Source organism: Alcaligenes faecalis (assembly GCF_005311025.1).
GTDB lineage: Bacteria > Pseudomonadota > Gammaproteobacteria > Burkholderiales > Burkholderiaceae_B > Alcaligenes > Alcaligenes phenolicus.
The window spans coordinates 3749360-3767182 of the sequence record NZ_CP031747.1; the positions used below are offsets into that span (position 1 = coordinate 3749360).

General features: G+C 55.4%; 16 protein-coding genes and 1 tRNA gene. 11 read left to right on the forward strand and 6 right to left on the reverse strand.

Annotated features, from left to right (window positions below; all coding sequences use genetic code 11):
- Nucleotides 1–367: 367 nt before the first annotated feature.
- A complete protein-coding gene (locus D0C27_RS17210; protein WP_137431373.1) occupies nt 368–1591 on the forward strand; it encodes an MFS transporter in 1224 nt (407 codons plus the stop codon).
- Nucleotides 1592–1812: 221 nt separating this feature from the next.
- Here the strand turns inward: D0C27_RS17210 and D0C27_RS17215 are convergent, their stop codons facing one another.
- Entirely contained in the window at nt 1813–2292 is a 480-nt protein-coding gene (locus D0C27_RS17215; RefSeq protein WP_137431374.1) for a nuclear transport factor 2 family protein, read from the reverse strand.
- A gap of 16 nt (nt 2293–2308) precedes the next feature.
- Nucleotides 2309–2920 (reverse strand): NAD(P)-dependent oxidoreductase, encoded by a 612-nt coding sequence (locus D0C27_RS17220; protein WP_009461315.1) that lies wholly within the window; start codon nt 2918–2920, stop codon nt 2309–2311.
- A gap of 151 nt (nt 2921–3071) precedes the next feature.
- Here D0C27_RS17220 and D0C27_RS17225 point away from each other — a divergent pair, with 151 nt between their 5' ends.
- Complete coding sequence (locus tag D0C27_RS17225) at nt 3072–3461, forward strand: winged helix-turn-helix transcriptional regulator (protein ID WP_137431375.1); 390 nt, start codon at nt 3072–3074, stop codon at nt 3459–3461.
- A gap of 65 nt (nt 3462–3526) precedes the next feature.
- Here the strand turns inward: D0C27_RS17225 and D0C27_RS17230 are convergent, their stop codons facing one another.
- Complete coding sequence (locus D0C27_RS17230) at nt 3527–3952, reverse strand: PACE efflux transporter (protein WP_009461311.1); 426 nt, start codon at nt 3950–3952, stop codon at nt 3527–3529.
- A gap of 325 nt (nt 3953–4277) precedes the next feature.
- On the opposite strand from D0C27_RS17230, the gene D0C27_RS17235 reads away from it, so the two are divergent.
- Nucleotides 4278–4889 carry a hypothetical protein gene (locus D0C27_RS17235; RefSeq protein ID WP_137431376.1) on the forward strand — a complete coding sequence of 204 codons (612 nt, stop codon included), beginning with the start codon at nt 4278–4280 and terminating at the stop codon, nt 4887–4889.
- A 27-nt stretch (nt 4890–4916) separates the two neighbouring features.
- Here D0C27_RS17235 and D0C27_RS17240 read toward each other — a convergent pair whose 3' ends face one another.
- The gene (locus D0C27_RS17240) at nt 4917–5396 is read right to left on the reverse strand and encodes a low affinity iron permease family protein (RefSeq protein ID WP_026485221.1); all 480 of its coding nucleotides are present in this window, start codon (nt 5394–5396) and stop codon (nt 4917–4919) included.
- A gap of 967 nt (nt 5397–6363) precedes the next feature.
- Nucleotides 6364–6438: transfer RNA gene (locus D0C27_RS17245), tRNA-Arg, on the reverse strand.
- 552 nt (nt 6439–6990) lie between these two features.
- Between D0C27_RS17245 and dctP the strand changes: the two genes are divergently transcribed.
- The 6 genes from dctP to D0C27_RS17275 are packed head-to-tail and all read left to right on the forward strand — an operon-like array spanning nt 6991 to nt 12996.
- Complete coding sequence (dctP, locus tag D0C27_RS17250; protein WP_137431377.1) at nt 6991–8049, forward strand: TRAP transporter substrate-binding protein DctP; 1059 nt, start codon at nt 6991–6993, stop codon at nt 8047–8049.
- A 26-nt stretch (nt 8050–8075) separates the two neighbouring features.
- Nucleotides 8076–8597, forward strand: a complete 522-nt coding sequence (locus tag D0C27_RS17255) for a TRAP transporter small permease subunit (protein ID WP_009461299.1) — start codon at nt 8076–8078, stop codon at nt 8595–8597.
- Nucleotides 8594–9913, forward strand: coding sequence for a TRAP transporter large permease (locus tag D0C27_RS17260; protein ID WP_045930984.1), 1320 nt, complete (start codon nt 8594–8596; stop codon nt 9911–9913). The genes D0C27_RS17255 and D0C27_RS17260 overlap by 4 nt, the downstream gene beginning before the upstream one ends.
- A 24-nt stretch (nt 9914–9937) precedes the next feature.
- A complete protein-coding gene (locus tag D0C27_RS17265; protein WP_035271006.1) occupies nt 9938–10588 on the forward strand; it encodes a GntR family transcriptional regulator in 651 nt (216 codons plus the stop codon).
- 35 nt (nt 10589–10623) lie between these two features.
- On the forward strand, nt 10624–11511 hold the full coding sequence (gene dapA, locus D0C27_RS17270) for a 4-hydroxy-tetrahydrodipicolinate synthase (RefSeq protein WP_009461293.1): 888 nt from the start codon (nt 10624–10626) through the stop codon (nt 11509–11511).
- Nucleotides 11512–12996, forward strand: coding sequence for an aldehyde dehydrogenase (locus D0C27_RS17275; protein ID WP_137431378.1), 1485 nt, complete (start codon nt 11512–11514; stop codon nt 12994–12996).
- Between the two features lie 219 nt (nt 12997–13215).
- Here D0C27_RS17275 and D0C27_RS17280 read toward each other — a convergent pair whose 3' ends face one another.
- A complete protein-coding gene (locus D0C27_RS17280) occupies nt 13216–14217 on the reverse strand; it encodes a LysR substrate-binding domain-containing protein (RefSeq protein WP_083054089.1) in 1002 nt (333 codons plus the stop codon).
- A gap of 143 nt (nt 14218–14360) precedes the next feature.
- On the opposite strand from D0C27_RS17280, the gene D0C27_RS17285 reads away from it, so the two are divergent.
- Together D0C27_RS17285 and D0C27_RS17290 are read left to right on the forward strand one after the other, a co-directional pair.
- Nucleotides 14361–16649 (forward strand): NADP-dependent malic enzyme, encoded by a 2289-nt coding sequence (locus D0C27_RS17285; RefSeq protein ID WP_035271015.1) that lies wholly within the window; start codon nt 14361–14363, stop codon nt 16647–16649.
- A 160-nt stretch (nt 16650–16809) separates the two neighbouring features.
- Nucleotides 16810–17823, forward strand: a complete 1014-nt coding sequence (locus tag D0C27_RS17290; RefSeq protein WP_137431379.1) for a glycosyltransferase — start codon at nt 16810–16812, stop codon at nt 17821–17823.

The following is a 17823-nucleotide window of genomic DNA, read 5'->3' on the forward strand; positions in this document are numbered from 1 at the left end:
GACCACCCTGCAGATAAGCAGCAACGCATTGAACGTCAATCCTCTGGTGCAGGGACAGAATGCCATGGCCGACCTACTAGGCTTAGGCCAAACGGCGTCGGTAAGAATAAGGAATACACGCAGCCCAGAACGGGCCAGGAGGGGGGGCGGTACGCCTGAACCGGGCGGTCCAGGGTCAGGCCTTCGAGCAATCCGAGACAGGCCGGTAGCCCCTCCTCCTCCTCCTCCTCCTCCTCCTCCCGCAACTGGACCTGGATAGCAGCGGACTACAACACTGTCCGCTCCATCGCTCTTCACAAAAGCAGGTGATTGCACCTCTTTGACATTTCGCCAGATAATTCAAACCTGAATAATAAGAGGGGACCCCATGTTTCAATCCTTGCGCCAGCCCGCCGTCATGACGGTGACTTTGGCGGCTGCTGGCATCCTGATGGTTACCATGGGGATACGCCAATCCTTTGGCCTGTTCGTTGGCCCCATTGATAAGGCTACCGGCATGGGCATCATGTCCATCAGCTTTGCCATGGCCGTGGGCCAACTTGCCTGGGGGGCCATCCAGCCTATTGCCGGTGCCTGCTCCGACCGCTGGGGCCCGGACCGGGTTCTGATCGCGGGCCTTCTGATTCTGGCACTGGGCTGTGCGGTAACGCCGTTTATTGGTACCGGGCTAGGGCTGACCCTGACGCTGGGCCTGCTGGCCAATATTGGTTCGGGCGCGGCCAGTTTCTCCACCTTGATTGGCGCTGCCGCCCAACGTATTCCGGATCACGCCCGCGGTCAGGCCTCGGGCCTGATCAATGCCGGCGGCTCCTTCGGGCAGTTCGTCTTTGCCCCCGTGGTGCAAAAGCTGATCGGCTGGGTCGGCTGGATGTCGACCTTTTGGGTTCTGGCCCTGACCGCCCTGCTGACCCTGCCTCTGATTCGCAAGCTAAGTCCGGGCAGCAAGCCCGAAAAAGCCGCAGCCACCCCAGCTCCTGTTGTCAGCGGTCCCGGTCTGGCCGAGACACTGAAAAGCGCCATGAAGGATCGCAGCTACTTGCTGCTGAGTCTGGGCTTTTTCACCTGCGGTTTTCACATTGCTTTTCTGGTCACCCACTTACCGGGGGAAATTGACCTGTGCGGGCTGCCACCTTCGGTAGCAAGCTGGTCGCTGGCCTTGATCGGCCTGGCCAATATCTTTGGCAGTATTGCCGCCGGCTCCTGCATTGCCCGCTGGCGCAGCAAATACGTGCTGGCCCTGATGTATGCCTCGCGCGCCGTGCTGATCCTGTGGTACTTGATGATGCCTAAAACCGATCTGGTGTTTTACGTCTTTGCCATCGGCCTGGGGCTGACCTGGCTGGCTACCGTGCCCCCTACCGCCAATATCGTCGCCAAGCTGTTTGGCACGCGCTATCTGGCAACCCTGTTTGGTCTGGCCTTGTTCTCGCACCAGATCGGCGGCTTTCTGGGCGCATGGCTGGGGGGGATCGCCTTGACCCGCTTTGGTGACTACAGCTGGATGTGGTGGGCTGATATTGTCTTGGCCGTACTGGCGGCCATCGTCAATCTGCCAATTCGCGAAGCCAAGATCAAGATGCAGGCGGCTTAGACAACTCGCAATCGAAACTTCACCAAGCAACAGCACAAACGGTTGCCCAAAGAAGAACTCCGCTTACCCCCTTATCAAAAAGACCCGCCATGGCTGGCGGGTCTTTTATTTGGTGTAAGCATAAGTCCTCGTTATAACGGGGCAAAGTCTTGCCCCCTTACGGAGCCGCGCAAGGCTGCTGCCTTATCGGTGGTAAAGAACGGGTTGCCCGAATAGTGAGCTTAGAACATGGTATTGCTGTTGGCCGCCTGCTCGGGCACGGCCTGAATCACATCCCAGTGCTCCACAATCTTGCCGTCTTGCACCCGGAAAATATCCATCACAGCCTGCCCGCGATCGGCCTTGCCATTGGTCGAATGCACATGCAGATAAACCAGATCGCCGTCTGCGGCACTACGCACAATCCGTGCGCGAGACTGCGGGTTCTCTTTGAAATAGCCATCAAAATACCCCACGAAAGGCGCTTTTCCGTCCGGCACCTCCGGGTTGTGCTGGATATAGTCCTCAGCTACGACCGCCGCCGCTTCCTGCACCTGATGCTTATTAAAGAAGCTGTCGTAAAAATCGATCACCAGCTTGCGATTGCTCTCTTCCTGAGCCACATTACGAGTCGGCGAATTGGCAGCCAACGCTGCATTTGTGCTCAACAAGAAAGAGCCCGCTAATAAAACTGGAGATACCCATCGGATTAAACCTTTCATCAGTCCCACTCCCTATTCAATAACCTACGGTGAAGCGCTGGCGCGAATGGGCAGGACGTTCAATCTCGTCCACCAAAGCGATGGCGTAATCCTCATAAGAAATCTTGCTGCCTTGGTCGGAGACCAAAAGGCTGTCTTTGCCGATACGGAATTTGCCTGTGCGCTGACCGGGGCCAAACTCTGCCGAGGGCGACAGGAAAGTCCAATCCAGTTCTTTTTCCTGACGCAACTGATCCAGAAAGGCAATGCCACCCAAGGCCTCGGTCCGGTAAGCGTCCGGGAACGCAGGCTGATCAATCAATCGCTGACCGGGGGCCACTTCAAGGCTGGCGGCACCGCCTACCACCAGATAACGCGGCACACCGGCCGCACGAACCGCCGTAATCAGCTTGGAGGGATCTGACGACGCAAAACGAACCGCGCTAATTGCAATATCGTGCCCTTTCAATAGCGCAATCAAACCATCCAGATCATTCACATCGCCCTGAACCGCGGTGACATTGGGCAGGCTGGCAATTTTTTCAGTGTGGCGAGCAATCGCTGTCACCGTATGACCGCGATCCGAGAGTTCTTTCAAAAGGCGCGAACCGACTTCGCCAGAAGCACCTATCAATGCAATACGAGACATAACAGCTCCTTGTGTGCTCAAATAAAGACCTGGTCTATAAAGTAGACCATTAAGCGTGATGCTAGACAGTTTTTTGACAGTCCACAAGAAGTCACGCAGGCCATACCAGGTCACACGGAAGTGACTATTGAACACAGGAAAGCAAGCCGCCATGTCCTCATCAAGCGCAGCCACATTGGCTTCCAGCCCCATTCAGGAAGAATTTGAACAACCTTGTCCCATCCGGGATGTACTGGATCGGATTGGCGACCAATGGAGCCTGCTGATCCTGGAATCGCTGGCACCGGGCACCCTGCGCTTTAATGAGCTGGGTCGGGAAATCGGTGATATTTCCCGTCAAATGCTCTCGCGTACGCTCAAAAGGCTGGAAACCGATGGGTTTGTACAACGGACCTTATACGCCGAAGTACCGCCCCGCGTGGAATACACGCTGACCGAATTGGGGCAGTCTTTTCTGGTACCTATGCGAGAACTGGTGAAGTGGGCAGACGTACACCACGCCCGTATCTATCAGGCGCGGCGGGAAGCTCAGGTGGAGTGATAAAGCCAATCCAGCAGAAACAAAAAAAGCCGCATTACGCGGCTTTTTTTATTGAACGCTGGGGTTCAGGCTGCGCTGGCAGGCAAACCAAACACCCGGTCAAAGGTCCAGCTGAAGATAAAGGAATAGATCAGGAAGAACACCAGAATGGCCACTTCCATACGCAAGGCTTCCAGCAAGCCGACCTGATACCACCACATATACAAAGGCACGATAGCAATCACCAGACCAGCCTCAAAGCTGATGGCATGCACACTGCGGCGCAACAGACTGCGGCCTTTGACAGCTTGGCGGGATTCCCAATGTTCGAACGCCGTGTTGAACACGTAGTTCCAAACAATCGCAATCACCGAGATCGCCACAGCAATGGGCGCGGACTCTGAAGCCTCCCCACCGGCAAAGTACGCCAGCAAGAAAGAAGAAAAAACAATGGCAAAAAACTCGAACAAACCCACGTAAAAAACGCGGCGTTTCCAACCCTGGAGTGTCATGACTACCCTGCTGCGGTGCATCAGCCTGGCACTGAAAGAGATTCAGCCGGACGAGACGATGCGTTCAAAAATGGAGTGGCAAATCCGATGCACAGGCCCTCAGCCCGCATCGAAGCTGCGATAAAGCGCACAATCCTACCACAGGCAAGCAGACGGTTTGCAGGGCAGCTCCAATAACCCTTTTCAAACCCGATCGGGCAATATTGTTACCCAAGCCTTACGCCATTCACAGCCCGTATCACTCCTCATCAAATCGCATAATCTGTACGCCCCGCAGCATTTATGGTGTCAGTTCCAACCCTCAACCTCTGGACTGGAGCGAACAATGACATTACATAAAGCCAACACCGAACAGCTGCATGAACTCTTGTATCAAGCCCTGGAAACTGAATTGGGTGGGGAGCAAGTCTATAAAGCAGCCATTTCCTGTGCCAATAACGCGGACCTGAAAAAAGAATGGGAAGGCTACCTGGAAGAAACACTGACACACCAACAGGTGCTGAAAAGTATCTTTGAGGAGCTGGCACTGGACCCCGCCAAACAAACACCCGGCCGACAAGTACTGAAACAAATCGCCTCGGCTCTGGTCAAGGCCATGGAGTTGGCCAAACAGGCAGGGGATCCGAAAGCGGCAGAGCTGGTCGCATCCGAATGTGTCATTCTGGCCGAAACCAAAGACCATCTGAATTGGCAGTTGATTGGCCTGGTTGGCGAGCAGAGCAAAGACAAGAAACTGGCGACTTTACTCAAACAGGCTCATGACGCCGTCGCTCCCGATGAGGGCCATCACCTGTACCATACCCAGGGTTGGTCTCGCGAGCTGTGGATTCAATCCTTGGGATTTCCTGCCGTGCTGCCCCCGCCAGAAGAGCAAAAGCAAGTCGAAACGCCGATCGGGGCCTCGCGGGCCGAGCAGCAACGCAACAAGATGCTGTAAAAAAAGGGCCGCAAGGCCCTTTTATCTTTATGTATCGCCGTCCAGACGTCGGCGTGCTTTCAACGCGATGGAGGAATAATAGGCCTCCAATTTCTTGAGCTGCTTTTCATCCAGTTCCTCAACATCAATCAAGCGCTCATTGGCATCGGTCAGTGAAATAATCAGCTCATCAAGTTTTATATGCAGTGCCTTGCTATCTTTATTCTGATTTTGCTGAATTAAAAACACCATCAAGAAAGTAATAATCGTGGTTCCGGTATTGATAATTAACTGCCAGGTCTCCGAATAATTGAAATAAGGACCCGACAAGGCCCAGACCAGCACGGCTAAAACAGCAACAGAGAACATGATGGGCGAGCCCGCAAAGCGGGTCACGGTCTTGGCAAAGCAGTCAAACAAACTGTCTACAGAATCTGGCTTGCAAGGCTTGACCACGGGTGGCTCCTCCTGCCTGCACGCAGAGGAGGAAAACGGATCTTTTTCCAAGGAACGCTTGTCGTTTTTCATGGCAAATTCCTTATAAATAAAAGCAGTTTAGTCGGGAGCCCGCCTCATATATTTCAAATAAAAACGAAACTGGGCAAAACTCAAACAGAGCTCGATCAAGGACACACCTGATTTTCCTGCCACCGACTTGAGTCACACCGACGACAAGCCAGCCAAACGATTTGACCCAGCCTTATCCCCTTGTCTGATGCAAGGATAGCCAAGAACTCCTCTGTTTTTTTTACGGGTATTTCCGAACGAAATATCCTTTTACAGCTGACACTACCCAAGCCCCAACAAGATTTGTAAGATGCGGGCTGACTATCTTGCTTTCAGTTTGATAGTTTTTGTAGAAAGTACATTGCTGTCTTTTTTTAAAACACGCTATTTCCCATAGCCTTTATTTAAAAAGGAGCAAGAAGTGGGCAAGATTGACCATAAAACCATGTGTATTTTGTGCCAGACTCTGCCGCTTTCCAAAGCGCATACACCTAAGCATGCTTATATGGAACGCGTCACCAAAACAGAGGACTATGGAGACCAGGGAGCACAGAGCCTGTTTCGCTGCTCCGTTTGCCAAACTCACTGGCTTTATCAACAAGACAAATGGAAAAGTTGTCTGGGATTCAAGCTCTGGACCGGGAATGTAGATGACTATCTGTCCTCAACAAGAAATCCCGGCAAAGCATGGGGACAGCAACAGAACCCCAGAAGCTCATCTCCGGGTTTTGACAATCGACCGTTCCATTAGCGCCTCCCGCATTCCATAGCGCGCATGACTCTTGAATTGTCATCATGAACGATTAGTCAGGTGCTCAAGCCAGCCTTGTTGCTCAAAACAGGGCTGGCTCGAAAAAAGAAAACGAGCGGGCACGAACAGCCCTGCGCAAAAAGCACAGGATGCTAATCATCAAGTGGGATATCAAAGCTCGGCCTATCAGAACGAGCCTTCAGGACCATGAAGCCGGGCAGGCGTCATGCATAAGAATGGCGGGCCCAGCAGGAATCGAACCTGCAATCTTCCCTTAGGAGGGGAAAGTTATATCCATTTAACTATGGGCCCGGTGGCTTGTCTGCGCAGTGGGCCCAGGCGGGCCAGACACTACATGCACCGCAGGAATCCAGGCTTTACAACACGCAAGAGTAGATTCGACGCCCTCTCTTGTTCGTAAAAAACCAGCTATTTTCCTGCCTGCTGCTACCGAAAGTGCTACAGCAAAAGAACGGTCCAAAGACCCTGTCCTGCCGCCGTGCGCTTCTAAAAAAGCAGTCGCAAAGTGTACCAGCTAGACCGCGGAGACGAAAGGATTGAAACAGCTCAACAAGGCTGCCCCGCAGTGCTTCAAACAAGCATGAAAAAATCCGCATCACGAATGATTTCACCGCTGAAAATCCGCGTCAAAACCAGGTCTGGAACGCCCTTACCCTGTCCTTCCACCATCCAAAACGAACACCGTAACCCAATCAGCAAGCCACCTCCGGCTCTTTCTAGGACAAACCCCAATCTAAATATGTTGTTAATATATTTAGAAAATATTAAGATCCATCCCATGCTTTGACGCTGGCCGCCAGCCTGCGACGGAGCTGGACTATAAAAAAACCACCGGAGACAAACATGAAATCCAAACTTGTTGCATCCACCCTGGCCGGCCTGTTTCTGCTGGGCAGCATGGCCTCGGCGCAAGCGGCCGAAATCAGTTGGCGCGTACCAACTTCCGTACCCGAAGGCTCCCCGTTTTATCAGAATTTTCTGGAGCGTTTTGCAAAGAACGTGAAGCTCATGACGGGGGATCGTGTCGAGATTCAGCCCTTTGGAGCAGGTGTTATTGTTCCCGCCCTTAAAGTTTTTGAAGCGGTAGAGACCGGCGTGGTAGAGGCGGGGCACTCCACCTCCAGCTACCTGGTCAACCAGGACCCGGCCAATGCCATTTTTGCTGGCTACCCCGGTGGCATGGGACCTGATGCTTATCGCGTCTGGCTGTATGAAGGCGGCGGCAAGGAAAAACTGCAGGAGCTGCGTTCCAAAAACGGTCTCAAAACCATGATTGTCGGTTTGGGTTCGACGGAAGTGCTGGCCCACTCCAACACCCCCATCCGAACTGCAGAGGACTTGAAAGGCCTGAAATATCGCACTTCCGGTGCCTGGGCGGACGTAATGAAAGACTATTTCGGAGCCGTTCCCACCGTGGTTCCACCCGGCGACACATACACCCTGCTGCAACGCAAAGGGGTCGATGCCGTGGAATGGGCTACCCCCTCCTCCAATACCCCCGAAGGTTTTCATCAAGCCGCCAAATACATTGTGGTCCCTGGCGTGCATCAGCCCACCTTTATGTGGGAAGTCGTCCTGAAGCAGGAAACCTGGGACAAAGTGCCGGCCGATTTGCAGCAACTGATCGAGGCCGCTGCCGAACTGACCACCCACCAGTCCCTGGACTACTTCTACAACGCCGACATCAAAGCCATGGAGAAGTACCGCCAGGGCCGCAATGAAGTCATCACTCTGGACCCTGCCTTCATCAAGCAGTTAGCGGATGCTGGCAATGACTGGGTATACAAGAAAGCCGAAGCGCAAGCGCAATCGGGCAACGACTACATGAAGAATTTGCTGACTGATTACGACGGATTCCTGAACCGTTGGCGCAGTGAAAGCAATTACCTGATCCGAGACTAAGTCCCACTTTCTGAAGGAGAGCTGCCATGCTGCAGCCTATTTCAAAACTGATCGACTTTATCGCTCTTGCAAGCGCTCGGCTGGCGGAAATGGCGGCGGCAATCCTGGTCACCGCCATGGTATGGGAAGTGTTTGCCCGTTATGTTCTGCATGCCCCCACCGTCTGGGCCTTTGATGTGGCGTACATGATGAATGGGGCTATTTTTCTGCTGGGCATGGCCTGGGTGATGCGTCAGAACGAACACATCAGTATTGATGTGGTTCGCAAGCACTTGCCCAAGTCCCTGGCCCGTATGTCTGACGTGCTCCTGTACCTGCTGGTGCTGTTTCCGCTGTTTGCCATCTTGAGCAAAGTCGGGATACAGAAAGCCTGGATGGCCTGGAAGCTGAACGAAGTCGAAATGGTCAGCCCCTGGGCCCCGGTGATGTGGCCCTTCTACGCCTGCATTGCCATTGGCCTGATCGCCTTTACCTTGCAACTGCTGGCCCATGGCTTGCGCTGTGCGGTCAAAGAACAGAACACTGCTGACGTCGAGGTGAGCCCATGAATTTATGGATCGCCGGACTGATGTTCCCTGCTCTGTTCCTGCTGATTTTTCAGGGCATGCCCGTGGCTTTTGCGCTGATCCTGCCCGCCTTTCTGGCCGGTTGGTACGCCTTTGGCCCCATGGTCTTTGACCAGATGTATGGTGCTTTGTACGGAGCGGCTACCAACCATATCCTGTCAGCGATTCCCATGTTTGTGCTGATGGGAGCTCTGCTGGAGCGCTCAGGCATTGCAGCACGCCTGTTTCGCACCATGCAGTTATGGCTGGGCGGCCTGCCAGGCGGGCTGGCCATTGCAACCATCGCCATGGCGGCGACCTTTGCCGCTGCAGCAGGCGTGGTTGGCGCGGTAGAAATCATGGTGGGGCTGATGGCCATCCCGGCCATGAAGCGCTTTCGCTACAACAACTCGCTGATCGCGGGCACGATCTGCGCCGGGGGCTCCCTGGGCACCATGATTCCTCCCTCGGTGGTCGCGGTCGTCTATGCCTCTCTGGCACAGGTTCCGGTTGGCGAGCTGTTTGCTGCCATGCTCTTTCCGGGCCTGTTGATGACCACGCTCTTTGTGGCCTACATCCTGATCGCCACCACGCTCAAGCCGGAGCTGGGCCCACGGGCAGATGACGAGGATATGCGCCGACCTTTGGGAGAAAAAATCAGTATCACGATGCGTGGTCTGGTTCCCATGATGCTGCTGATCATCGCTGTTCTGGGTTCCTTGATGAAAGGCATCGCATCACCCACCGAGGCCGCCGCCTTGGGCGCTGCTGCCGCCGCTGTTCTGTGCATCTTCTACCGTCAGTTCAACTGGGAAGTTTTCAGTGGAGCCTTGCGAATCACGGTACGCATTACGGCAATGATCATGCTGATCGTGGCGGGAGGCACCATGTTTACCGGCGCCTTCGCGGCCAATGGTGGTGCCAAGCTGGTACAGATGCTGACCAGCGACTTGGGACTGGGCAGTACAGGTACGATCATTCTGTTCCTGGGCATCGTCTTTCTGCTGGGCTTTGTACTGGACTGGACAGCGAACGTGCTGATTTGCGTTCCGCTTTTCCTGCCCTTTATTGTGGCTACCGGGCTGGACCCCTTATGGTTTGGCGTGATGGTGATCGTTGTCATTCAGACCAGCTATCTGACACCGCCCCTGGCCTCTTCCATTTTTTACCTGCTGTCCATTGCCCCGAAAGACATGACCTACGGACAAGTTTGTCGAGGTGTAGTGCCGTTTATTCTTGCTCAATTGCTGACCTTGCTGATCGTCGCCCTGTTTCCGGCGATTGCCACCTGGCTACCCCAGCAAGTATCCGGCTTTTAACGCAATTTTTATATTGGAGTCTCCGTGAGTAGCGCCCCCACCCCCTCTTCTCGTGCCGCTGAAATCGCCTATCAAGCGATTGAGCAGTTAATTGCCACTCTCAAACTGGAGCCTGGTCAGGCCATTGTAGAAAGTGATTTGGTGGAAATGACAGGTTTGGGACGCACCCCCTTGCGTGAAGCCCTGATGCGCATGGTGGCCTTGGGATTGATCGAGCAACAGCCCCGCCGCGGTCTGCGTGTCAGTGAAATCCGTGTGGCTGAACATCTGACTCTGATTGAAACGCGCCGTGTCCTGGAGCGCCTGATTGTGCAGGGCGCCGCCCGCTGGGCGACTCCAGCCCAGCGCAGCGCCTTGCTCGGTCACGCCCAGGCCATGGTGGATGCTGCCGACGCCAAGGATATCGACGCCTACATGCTGGCCGACCAGCATCTGGACGAAGTCATCCACCAGGCCTGTCGCAACACCTTTGCTGTGCAAGCGGTCACACCCATGATCGTTCAGTGCCGACGGTTCTGGTACGCCTATCAATATGAAGGGGACCTGGAGGCCGGAGCCCAAGCTCATTTGACCCTGGCCGAAGGCATCCAGGATGGAAACCCCGAACAGGCCTTGCAGGGCTCCGAGACGCTGATGGCCTACCTCAGCGCCTTCACCCGCAAAGTCATTGAATAAACCGATAGATCAACTATTAATAATCTGGAGACATCATGAATCTGAACGGAATCCTCGTTCCCATCGTTACCCCGTTTGACGCCAACAACCAGTTAAACGAAGCTGCGCTGGAGCGTCTGGTTGAGTGCTTTATTGAAGCCGGAGTAGGCGGTATCGTGGCTTGTGGAACCACGGGCGAATACTACGCGCTCAGTGCACAGGAGCGTCGCCGCGTGCTGGAGATTGTTGCCAGAACTGGCCGTGGCCGCACAACACTGATTGCCGGCGTGAACTCCATGTCGCCTGCCGAAGCCATCAGCCGAATCCGTGAAGCGGAAGAGCTAGGGTATGAGGCACTGATGCTCTCTCCCACCCCTTACAGCCTGCCCGGCCAGAATGAAGTGGTGGCGTATTTCAAGGAGGTCGCCGCGGCCACTGAACTGCCCATCGTCATGTACAACTTCCCGGCACGCATTGGCATCCAGATCGAGCTTGAATCCGTTTACGAACTAGCCAAGGTCAAGAACATTGTGGGCATCAAGGAGAGCAGCGGCAACTTCAGCCGGGTGGTTGCCATGGTCAATGCCAATCTGCCCGATTTTCAGGTTGTTTGTGGTTGCGATGACCAGGCAGCCGATTTCCTGTTCTGGGGAGTGCGTAGCTGGATCAGTGGCGGGGCCAATGTGTTTCCTGCCGAGCAGGTCCAAATGCTGAAAGCCGCCGAGCAAGGAGACTGGGACACGGTACGTCGCATGATGGCCGCCATGTTGCCCGCCATTGCCGCCATGGAGTCTGGCAACTACAACCAGAAAGCCAAACTGGGCTGCGTGCGTCACGGCATTGATGTCGGTTCGGTACGCTTGCCTCTGCTGCCAGTCGACGCGCAGGAACGAGATGACTTCCTGGCCCAGATCAACGCTTATCAAGTAGAACAGGAGGCTTGAATGCCCACGCAACAAGAGACTGTCTTTGAGTTGGCCCGCGCCGGAAAGCTGCACGCTTCCCATTTAATTCCTGGCTATCAAACCACGGCTTCGGCCCTGCTCGATAACGTCAGCCCTATCGACTTGGCCGTAATTGGCAAAATCGCTGCCGGCCAAGCCTCGGATGTAGAAGCGGCGGTGGCTGCCGCGCGCACAAGCTTTGAGTCCGGCGAGTGGTCTGAACTGTCTCCGGCAGAACGCAAAAAGATCATGCTCAAATGGGTAGCCTTGCTGGAGCAACACGCCGAGGAACTGGCCGCACTCGATTGCGTGGATGCAGGCAAGCCCATCACCGAATGTCTGAATACCGACATGCCCGCCACCATCGATACCTTCAGCTGGTATGCAGAGACGGCCGATAAATGCTTTGGTCGAATTTCCCCAACCGGCTCCGAAGCACTGGGTTTGATCACCAAGGAGCCCATTGGTGTGGTGGCGGCCGTCCTGCCCTGGAATTTCCCGGCTCAAATGTACGCCTGGAAAGTTGCCCCTGCGCTGGTGTGCGGCAATTCAGTCATTGTGAAACCGTCCGAGCTAACCAGCCTGAGCGCCTACCGCATGACACAGCTGGCACATCAGGCAGGCGTTCCCGCAGGAGCCCTGATCTTGATCACAGGCACAGGCGAGGAAGTCGGAGAGCCTTTGGGACGCCACGGGGACGTGGACATTGTGTCGTTTACCGGCTCCACCGAAGTGGGTCGCCTGTTTCTGAAGTATTCCGCAGAAAGCAATCTGAAGGAGGTCGTGCTGGAATGCGGCGGGAAAAGCCCCCAGGTCGTTTTTGAGGATGCCCTGCTGGACGAAGCAGTTCCGTCCATCCTGGCGGCCGCATTCTGGAACATGAGCGAAAACTGCAGCTGCGGCTCCCGCCTGATCGTACACAGCAGCCTGAAAGATACGCTACTGCAAAAACTCAAACAGGGGCTAAGCTCCTGGAAAGTAGGTCTGCCTACGGACCCGGATGTGTCTATCGGGCCGATGGTAGAACAAGCGCACTTTGAAAAAGTGGCCAGCTTTCTGCAGAACCCCGGCAAAAACGCCAAGTTGGTTCATGGGGGGCGCATTCACAGTAACCTGGGCAGTGGTTGGTATATCGAGCCCACCATCTTCGATCACATCACCCCGGAAGACCGCCTGTTCCAGGAGGAAGTGTTCGGCCCCGTTCTGGCCATCACGACCTTCGAGACAGAAGAGCAAGCCATCGCCTTGGCAAACGATACCCAATATGGCCTGGCCGCCTCCCTCTACACGCTTGATGTACGGCGGGCGCAGCGTGTCTCGCGCAAAATCAAGGCAGGCACCGTTTCGGTAAATGGCTTTTCCGAAGGTGATATCACCGCGCCCTTTGGCGGCTTCAAACTGTCCGGTTTTGGCGGCAAGGACAAGGGAATGGAAGCCCTGGATCAGTACCAGCAAACCAAGGCCATCTGGTATGTGAACCAGTAAGCCACTGCTTGCATAGCCCCGGCATCAATAAACCGGGCGCTGCACACCGCCCCCCCTTCCAGACTCCTGGGCATACAAGCGGGGGGTGGTTCTTACCACTGAGCTGCTCCGGTTTTTTGAGCAGGTATGACATCCTGCTTCCAGCTCTTGCCCGGCAAGCTCAACATAGGGCGCTCACGGTGTAACACTAGCAATCAGCCCGCAGCAGACAGAACGACATTAGTAGAAAAAAGCCCCCCGCTCCAAAGGCACCGTCTTATCAGTACACACCCGTTTCAGCTCCTGCGCGAACAGCTTGTCTACCGGACGCTGCTGGCCGGCCACCCGCGTAAAGAGCGCAATAGGCGACAAGCCCCACTCAAAGGAGTACGGCACAATCGCCACGCCGGACACGCGCACCAGTTCTTCAGCAATTTCGGTCGGGACCACAGACACGGCACGGGAGTGATTCACGATCAGTTCACCGATCAGCTTGGGTGAAGAGGTTTCCACACTAGGCACCGGCTCCAACAAGCCTGCCCGCAAAAACAGATTCGCCACCTGCCGCCGCATCGGGGTATTGCGCGGTCCCAGAATCCAGTCCAGATCCTGCAATTGCGCCCAATCCAACTTGCGTCGGCCCAATCGCCCCGCCAGTTCCCGGCTGGCAATCAAGCGTGGTTGCTGCGCGTACAAGGCTTCATGGCGCAGCCCTTTCATATTCAAGTCCGGAGAACTGCGCGCCACCACTGCATCCAAAGCGTGATCACGCAGTTGTTCCAGCAGCGTTTCCGTTAGCCCTTCGGTGATGCTGACGGACACGACCTGCCCTTGAGGGCGAGTTGCCCGCAAGGCCGTGGAAACCAGCTTGCCGGACACCAGGGGAATCACCCCCAGCCGCAAATGTGCTTGCCGCCCCATGCTGTGCGCCTGCAAGTCCAGACTCAACAACTCCATGTCCTGCACCATGGCCCGAGCACGTGAAATCACGATCTGCCCTTGCGCTGTTGCCTCCATACCACGCGATGAACGCAGGAATAGCGGTGTGCCAAAGACTTGCTCCACCTCGGCCAAGGCTTGAGTGACCGCAGGCTGAGTCATCGCCATTAAATCCGCCACTTTGGTCAGCGAGCCCAAGCGGTCGATTTCGATCAGCAGAGCCAGGTGACGCAACCTGAGTCGTTGTACCAGGCGATGGGCGATATCGTTTGTTTCCAAGCCTTTACCCCTATCTATAAGCATTTACTAATAGGGCAATAATAAGCCCTAATACTGCGGACTGTTTAATTATCTACACTTGTTGAAAGCCGGCGCTGGCGCACTATTCGCCACGCCTTCCCTGGATTTCACCAAACACCTGTTTGGCGCCTGAGCAAGAGGACACGATGAGTTCACCTGTAGATCGACAAGCCGCCCTGGATTACCACGAGTTCCCCATTCCCGGCAAAGTCACCATTGCCGCGACCAAACCCCTGGTCAGCCAACGTGACCTGGGCCTGGCCTATTCCCCTGGTGTTGCTGCCGCCTGCGAAGAAATCGTGGTCGACCCGAAAAACGCCTTCCGCTACACCGGCCGGGGCAATCTGGTGGGCGTGATCTCCAACGGTACCGCTGTGCTGGGTCTGGGCAATATTGGTGCCCTGGCTTCCAAGCCCGTGATGGAAGGCAAGGCCGTTCTGTTCAAGAAATTTGCTGGCCTGGACGTGTTTGACATCGAGATCAACGAAACCGATCCCGACAAGCTGGTGGATATCATCGCCGGTCTGGAGCCCACCTTCGGTGGCATCAACCTGGAAGACATCAAGGCACCCGAGTGTTTTGAAGTTGAGCGCAAGCTGCGCGAACGCATGAACATCCCCGTCTTTCACGACGACCAGCACGGTACCGCCATTTGCGTGACGGCGGCTTTCCTGAACGGCCTGAAAGTGGTCGGCAAAGATATCAAGAAGATCAAGGTTGTGACCTCCGGTGCCGGTGCGGCCGCACTGGCTTGCCTGGACTTGATGGTGGACATGGGCCTGCCCGAAGAAAATGTCTGGGTCACCGACATTGACGGCGTGGTTTACAAAGGCCGCCCTGGTCACCAGGTTCCTGAACTGGCCCGTTTCGCCAAAGAAACCGAAGCACGCAAGCTGGCTGATGTCATCGAAAATGCTGACGTGTTCGTAGGCCTGTCCGCCGGTGGCGTACTGAAAGCTGAAATGCTGCAGAAAATGGCAGACCGTCCCTTCGTGATGGCGCTGGCCAACCCCACCCCCGAAATTTTGCCTGAAGTGGCCAAAGCCGCTCGCGATGACGTGATCATGGCAACCGGCCGTTCGGACTTCCCGAACCAGGTCAATAACGTGCTGTGCTTCCCCTACATCTTCCGCGGTGCGCTGGATGTGGGCGCCACCACGATTACCCGTGGCATGGAAAAAGCTGCTGCCCGCGCGATTGCGGCTCTGGCTGAAGAAGAGCAAGACGAAGCCGTGGCCGCTGCCTACGGTGGTTACGGCCTGAGCTTTGGCCCCGACTACCTGATCCCCAAGCCATTCGACCCACGTCTGATCGTGCGCATCGCCCCCGCTGTGGCCCAGGCCGCCATGGAAGAAGGCGTGGCAACCCGCCCTATCGCTGACCTGGAAGGCTACATCGCCAAGCTGCAACAGTTTGTCTACCACTCCGGCGCATTCATGAAGCCCGTGTTTGCCGTAGCCAAGCAATTGGTGCGCGAAGGCGGCAAGGCTCGTATCGTCTTTACCGAAGGTGAAGAAGAACGTGTGCTGCGTGCCGTGCAAGTGATTGTGGACGAGAAGCTGGCCCACCCGATTCTGGTTGGCCGCCCTGCCGTGCTGCTGTCCCGCATCAAGAAATTTGGTCTGCGCCTGCGCTTGGGCGTGGATGTGGAAGTGACCAACCCCGAGTCTGACGACCGTTTCCACCAGTACTGGACCACGTACTGGGAAAAAATGTGCCGTCGCGGTATCAGCAAGGAAATGGCTCGCGTGGAAATGCGTCGCCGCCTGACCCTGATTGGCTCGACCATGGTGCACCTGGGTGATGCCGACGGCATGATCTGCGGCACGATCGGTTCCTACCACAACCACCTGCGCTACATCGACGAGATGATCGGTCGCAAACCCGACTCCAGCGTGTACGCCGCCATGAACATCCTGCTGCTGGGCGAGCGCACCGTTGCCCTGACTGACACGCACGTCAACGACGACCCGAACGCACAGGAAATTGCGGAATACACGATTGAAGCCGCCCGCATGTTGAGCACGCTGAGCCTGGAACCCAAGGTCGCCCTGCTGTCGCGCTCCAACTTCGGTTCGGACTCGGCTGCTTCCGGTCCCAAGATGCGCGAGGCCCTGAAGCTGATTCAGGAACAGGCTCCCGAACTGCAAGTGGACGGCGAAATGCACGCCGACTGCGCGCTGGACGAAGCCCTGCGCAGCCGCACCTTGCCTAACTCTTCGCTGAAAGGCTCGGCCAACCTGCTGGTCTGCCCGAACGTGGACGCTGGCAATATCAGCTACAACCTGCTGAAAACCGCTGCTGGCAGCAACGTGGCCATCGGTCCTTTCCTGATGGGCGCCAATGCTCCTGTACACATCCTGACTTACAGCTCGACCGTACGCCGCATCATTAATATGACGGCCTTGACCGTGCTGCAAGCCAATCGTGGCTAGGCCTGAGGGCTGAAATGAAAAACCGGCCTGTGCAGGCCGGTTTTTTTATATCTACTCTCCCAATTAGACTTGGACATAAAATGCTACATTCAGCCTATTCCTTCCGTCCTTGTCTTGCATTTCTGGTTTTTACCTCCGTCACAGATCTGCCGGGAGCCACATGATCTTTTATCCTGTTTTCTTGTCATTGGTCTGTGTAGTACGCAATCAAGCAGAGCAACTTGAACCTATGCTGACCCATATCTCGGAAAAACTGTCCCCCTTGGTCAGCGACTACGAGCTCATCGTGGTTGACAATGCATCTACTGATAACAGCATCAGCACGCTTCAGGCTCTTGCCAGCGAACAAGGTTTGCCGAACTTGCAGGTTTATGCACTAACCAAAGAAGTGGATACTGACACGGCGTCATGGGTGGGACTTGAAAACGCCCTGGGTGATTTTGTGGCTGTATTCAATCCTGTCGTTGATGACCTCGATTTCCTGCCTGAAATGTTAGCGCATGCCGTCAGTGGCTCCGATGTCGTCTTCGCCCTGAACCAGCACCCCTACCCAAGAACCTTGGCTTACCGCTTGGCCTTTACCACGTTCAACGTTCTGTACAAACGTCTTAGTGGAATCAATCTGGCAAATGAGGCGCCACCATATCGCGTGCTCAGTAAACGAGTCGTGAACTTCATATTGCAGCACCCCCAACCTGCAATCACATACCGCCACTTGCCCGCTACCGGGGGCTTTGCCAAAACCACATTGCATTACAAAAGCGTATTAGCCGGAACCGCCAAGCCAAGACGACTGGGCCACAGCGTAGACCGAGGCATGCGCCTGCTGGTTTCAACCACCCGCGCCCCTATGCGCCTGGTTACTACACTGTCCCTGTTCGGTGCGGTGGCCAATCTGCTGTATTCCCTGTATGTCTTGTTTATTGCGTTTTACAAAGACAATATTGCCGAAGGCTGGATCAGCCTTTCGCTGCAACAATCAGGCATGTTCTTCTTAATTTCCCTGGTACTGCTTGTACTGGGCGAGTACATACTGAACATGGCCAGCCTATCCAACGAAGGACCGCTTTATCATATTGCCCAAGAGTTCACCAGCGCCCGCATAAGCCGCCGCGAAAAACTCAACATCCAGGAACAAGAATCCAGCACAGCGCGCTCAAGCGGGCAGTCGTGA